This window comes from Hydrogenophaga sp., assembly GCF_048549895.1.
Taxonomy (GTDB): Bacteria; Pseudomonadota; Gammaproteobacteria; order Burkholderiales; family Burkholderiaceae_C; genus Hydrogenophaga.
The window spans coordinates 1-5,156 of sequence record NZ_JBLYYB010000117.1 but is presented as its reverse complement, the minus strand read 5'-3'; the positions used below and the strand labels follow the sequence as shown (position 1 = coordinate 5,156).

Below are 5,156 nucleotides of genomic sequence, written 5' to 3'. Positions count from 1 at the left end.
GGGTGCCCACCTGACCTCTCCCCGCGTCCATGGATGATGGCGGCTCCCCCCCCCAGCCCATCTCTGGAGCGCCGGCGTTGCGGACCGCGAGCGATCGGCAAGAGTTCTGGTCGCCCAGCGTGCGCGTGCGCGCGCGAGGCAGTACTTGCTGACGGCGTTTTATAGACGGGGTGCAGACTAGGAATCAGGCCCTTAACTGTTACGCCACCTGCGCGTCACGCACACGCATGATCGTTGCCCGCGAGGTCTTCAGCGCGCGGGCAACCGCTGCAACAGCCTCGCCGGATGCAAGCCGCTGCAGCGCATCGGCCGCCTGCGTGTCGCTCAGCGCGCGGGGTCTACCCAACACCTTGCCTTCGTTCTTGGCGCGCGCCAGGCCGGCCTGGGTGCGCTCAATCAGCAAGTCGCGCTCGAACTCCGCCACTGCGCTGATAACCGCCATGGTCATCTTGCCTGCAGGGCTGGTCAGATCAACACCACCCAAAGCTAGGCAGTGCACCTTCACGCCGAGGTGTGCAAGGGCCTCCACCGTCTGGCGAACATCCATCGCGTTGCGACCCAGGCGATCAAGTTTGGTGACGATCAGGACATCGCCGGTTTCGAGTTTCTCCTGCAACTTGCGGAAGCCAGCCCGCTCGTTTGCGGCGACGCTGCCAGAAATGGTTTCAGCGATGACGCGCATCGGCAAAACGTGAAATCCGGCCGCAGAGATTTCTTGGATCTGGTTGTCGGTAGTCTGGCCGGAGGTCGAAACGCGGCAGTAGGCAAAAACTCTGGTCATGGTCCTGTTAGATGCTGAAAAAGGGTGACCAAACCATAAAGGTGATCAAAAATGATAGCAACTAACTTTTATACAGGTTGGGCGGACGTGACTAAATGGGTTCGATTTTGGGCACCGTGCAGCAACTTCGGCAGCGCCCCGTGGCGAAAGTCTTGGGCTTTACCCTACGTCACCCTACCTAGGCGATAAGGGTGGTCCTCGGAAGCGGTCGTTGACCACTGCGTTATCAAAATGAGTAACAAGTAACACTCCGTGTGATAGAGTGATTCCAGCCGGAACAGCCATCGTTTTGCAAAGGGAGAGATGACAAATGCGCACCCTCGGGCCACCGAGCACATCGCCTATGCACAGCGAGAACGGCTGGCTTTCATCGAGGTGCGGTCGTACTTTTGCGGCGACCTGACCCGTGCTCACATTGAGGAGCGCTTCGGCATCAAACCCGCCGCATCCGCCCGCGACCTCATTGCGTACCGCGTACTGGCGCCACATAACCTCCAGTACAACGCTGCTCAGCGTTGCTACCAGCCTACGGTCGCCTTTCGGCCGGTCTTTAAACACACACCCGCGCATGTGCTGCACTGGTTCCGCTCCGGCGCCGGCGATGGGCTTGAGGGCGGTTCGGCGCAGACCATTCCCTGCGAAACGGCCCAGGATCTGGTGCAGCCTAACCTAGACATGCTGGCAACCATCACTCGGGCGGTCACGGCGGGACTTGTGGTGGAAGTCCGCTATTTGTCGCTGACCTCGGGCGCATCAACAAAGCGGCTGGCCCCGCTGGCATTGGCCGACACCGGGTTTCGCTGGCACCTACGGGCCTTTGATCAAGAAAAGAACCGGTTTGCGGACTTCGTGCTCACCCGCATCGAGCGCGCCCGCCCAACCCAGGAAACCATTCCAGAATCCCAACGCCTGTCCGAGGATGGGCAGTGGAACCGCATGGTTCCGCTCGATCTGGTTCCCCATCCCGGCGTTGGTTACCCAGCAGCGATCGAGGCCGACTACGGCATGACCCACGGCCACCTCGCCTTGCGCGTCCGCGCGCCCCTTGCCGGCTACGCGCTGAAGCGCTGGTCGGTGGATTGCAGCACAGACCACCGCCTCAGCCCTAAATCACACCATCTGTGGCTGCGCAACGCCGAGGTGCTCAACGGAGTGGAAAGCGCCATCCTCGCACCAGGTTTCACGGCATCGACAGCAGCGGACGCGGGCTGAACCATGTTCAACGCCGAAATCTCCGCCGGATCCCTCTTGTTGCCCGAGAGCCGCCGCCTGGCGCGCCTGCTTCGCACGAAGCCTTCGCCTGAAGCCTGGAATGCTGCGCTGTATGAAGACAACCTCCTGCAAAAGAAACCAGCCACAGCCAAGCGTCAGGCCACGCTGATCCGCAAGCGCCTGGAAACTCTGGACGCTGAGGCCTGGAACCTGATTGCGGACGGGGAGGCAGAAATTGCCTCCCAGCTGTTGTTGGCCGCTGCCATCCGCCACAGCAGCCTGCTGGGCGAGTTTCTGCGCACCGTGTACGGCCCGGCGTTGCTGCGTCTGGATGCCCAGCTCACCCCCGTGGTGTGGGAATCATTCCTGACCGACTGCGCGCAGCAAGACCCTGCAGTGGGTCAGTGGGCTGCGTCAACCCGCACCAAGCTCTACCAGGTGGTGATGCGCATCCTGGCGGAAACCAAATACCTGGCTTCCACCCGCCAGCCCTTGCTCACCCCACCCATGCTGCACCCTGTGGTCAAGCAGCAGCTCATTCGTCTGGGCGCACAAGACACCCTCAAAGTGATGGACTTTCACCGATGACCACCCGATTCGAAGAACGGCTCAACCAGATCCTGCCCCGCCTGATCTCGCCCGATGTGCTCAGCAACCAAGGGGCTGGCGGCGAAATCGGCTTCTGGATTTTTGACTACCCGCCCGAGGAAGAAATGGCTATGCGTGCCTGGCTCGCAGATGTCATTGAACCTGGCCTGCGCAAACAGGTGCCCGCAGTTCGTTTCCAAACGGTGGACCTGTTCCAGCTGGTGGTGGACCTGCTCGACGAGCGCAAGCTTTTCGACAAGGCGTGCGAGATGCAGGCCAACAAGGGCGACGCTGCCGTGCTGGCGTCTTTGCGCTCTGTGCTCAAAGAAGACCGCCTTGCTGCCCGCATGACTGAAAAGCTGGACGTCACCCAGCTGGATCTGCTCATCGTCAAAGGCGTGGGGGCGGTGTACCCGCTGCTACGCACCCACACGCTGCTATCGGCCCTGCATCCGCACATGCGCAACACGCCGCTGCTCATGCTTTACCCGGGCACCTACAACGGGCAGTCGCTCAGCCTGTTCAACACACTGTCTGACGACAACTACTACCGCGCCTTCCGTCTCGTGTCCTGAGCCACTTGCTCCCCCAGGCCCCAACTCACAGATCGATACCCATGCAAATTCAAGAACTGTTCGCAAAGCCCATCGACCGGCCCATCAATGGTGTGATCAAAGCCGACCAGCGCGATGCCGAAAGCGTCTGGCAGGAGCTGGACGAATACGTGGCCACCAAGCAGGTCACCGAGTACCTGCGCAAGTTCTTCGACGCCTACCTGGCCACCGCGCAGCACCCCAACGACCCCGCCATCGTCTCGCGCATGGGCGTGTGGGTATCGGGCTTCTTTGGCTCCGGCAAGTCGCACTTCATCAAAATCCTGTCGTACCTGCTCTCCAATATGGAAGCAGCACAGCCCGGCACCGGTCAGGCCCGACGAGCGCTCGACTTCTTCCAGAGCAAGCTCAGCGACCCCATGCTGCTGGGCGACATGCGCCGCGCCGTGGCTGGGCAAACTGATGTGATCCTGTTCAACATCGACTCCAAGGCCGACGCGAAGAACGACCGAGACGCCATCCTGCAGGTCTTCCTGCGCGTGTTCAACGAAATGCAGGGCCTCTCGGGCGATGCCCCCCATGTGGCCGACATGGAGCGCCACCTCATCAGCAAGGGCGCGTTCGATACCTTCAAACAGGCTTTTAAAGCCTCCAACGGCAACGACTGGGAGAACGAGCGCGACGCAGTGGACTTCCTGCGCGACGACGTCATCGCTGGTCTAAGCCAGGCGCTGGGCATGACCGAAGACTCGGCTGGCAAGTGGTTTGACGACGCCCGCGAGCGCCACAAGATCAACATCGAAGGCTTCGCCGCGTTGGTCAACACCTACCTTCAGAGCAAAGGTCCGCAGCACCGCGTGGTGTTCCTGGTGGACGAGGTGGGCCAGTTCATCGGCAACAACACCCAGCTCATGCTCAACCTGCAAACCATCACCGAGCAACTGGGCACCCAGTGCAAAGGCAGGGCGTGGGTCATCGTCACCAGCCAGGCCGACATCGACGCCACCCTGGGCGAGGGCAGCAAGGCCACCGGGCAAGACTTCTCCAAGATTCAAGGGCGCTTCCACACGCGGCTGCTGCTGTCCAGCTCAAACACCGACGAGGTGATTGCCCACCGCCTGCTCGAAAAAACCCCCGAGGCCAAGGCGGCCTTGCACGCCATCTGGTCGGCCAAGGCCGACATCATCAACAACCAGCTCTCGTTTTCTGACCACGCCACCACCTTTAAACGCATCCAGAGCGCCGAAGACTTCGCCGCCCACTACCCCTTCGCGCCCTACCAGTTCCAGCTGCTGCAAAAGGTGTTCGAGTCCATCCGCAAGGTGGGCGCCACGGGCGTGCACCTGGCCAAGGGCGAGCGCTCCATGCTCGATGCGTTCCAGACCGCTGCCCTCATCAACCGGCACCGGGGTACCGACGCACTCATCCCGCTGTATGACTTTTACCCGGCCATCGAATCGTTCCTGGAGCCCGCCGTCAAGCGCGCCATCGACCAGGCCTCTGACAACCCCGGCCTGCAAAAGCGTGCAGACCAGCTCGACGACATCAAGCTGCTGCGCGCGCTTTTCCTCATCCGCTATGCGGATGCCGTCAAAGGCACCGTAGACAACTTAGCCACCCTGTGCCTAGCCGAGATCGACGCCGACAAACTCGCCCTCAAGCGCAGCATTTCTGAAAGCCTGGAACGCCTGGAGCGCGAAAACCTGGTCAACCGCAACGGTGACCTGTGGTTCTTCTTGACCAACGAAGAACGCGACGTGTCGCAAGAAATCAAGGCCGTAGAGATCTCCAGCGCCGAGCTCAGCCGCCTTGTGGCCGAGCTGGTGTTTGAAGAAATTCTCAGCGGGCAAACCAAGGTGCGCCACCGCGAAACCAAGGCCGACTACGACTTCAACCGCCTGCTCGACGGTGCCCCCTACCGCCAAGCCAGCCACGACCTCACGCTCGAAGTGCTCACCCCCGTGGGCAGCGACTATGAACTGATGAGCGATGCCAAATGCATCGGCCGCAGTGCCGAGGGC

5 protein-coding genes are annotated in these 5,156 nt (G+C 61.4%); 4 read left to right on the top strand and 1 reads right to left on the bottom strand.

What is annotated here, in order from left to right:
- Positions 1–199: 199 nt before the first annotated feature.
- Complete coding sequence (locus ACN4F8_RS12350; protein WP_419473867.1) at positions 200–781, bottom strand: recombinase family protein; 582 nt, start codon at positions 779–781, stop codon at positions 200–202.
- Between the two features lie 303 nt (positions 782–1,084).
- On the opposite strand from ACN4F8_RS12350, the gene ACN4F8_RS12345 reads away from it, so the two are divergent.
- From ACN4F8_RS12345 to brxC, 4 genes are all read left to right on the top strand, one after another.
- A complete protein-coding gene (locus ACN4F8_RS12345; protein ID WP_419473866.1) occupies positions 1,085–1,993 on the top strand; it encodes a WYL domain-containing protein in 909 nt (302 codons plus the stop codon).
- Between the two features lie 3 nt (positions 1,994–1,996).
- A complete protein-coding gene (locus ACN4F8_RS12340) occupies positions 1,997–2,581 on the top strand; it encodes a DUF1819 family protein (RefSeq protein WP_419473865.1) in 585 nt (194 codons plus the stop codon).
- Positions 2,578–3,156, top strand: coding sequence for a DUF1788 domain-containing protein (locus tag ACN4F8_RS12335; RefSeq protein ID WP_419473864.1), 579 nt, complete (start codon positions 2,578–2,580; stop codon positions 3,154–3,156). The genes ACN4F8_RS12340 and ACN4F8_RS12335 overlap by 4 nt, the downstream gene beginning before the upstream one ends.
- A 41-nt stretch (positions 3,157–3,197) precedes the next feature.
- On the top strand, positions 3,198–5,156 hold a 1,959-nt coding region (brxC, locus tag ACN4F8_RS12330), incomplete at its 3' end, for a BREX system P-loop protein BrxC (RefSeq protein WP_419473863.1).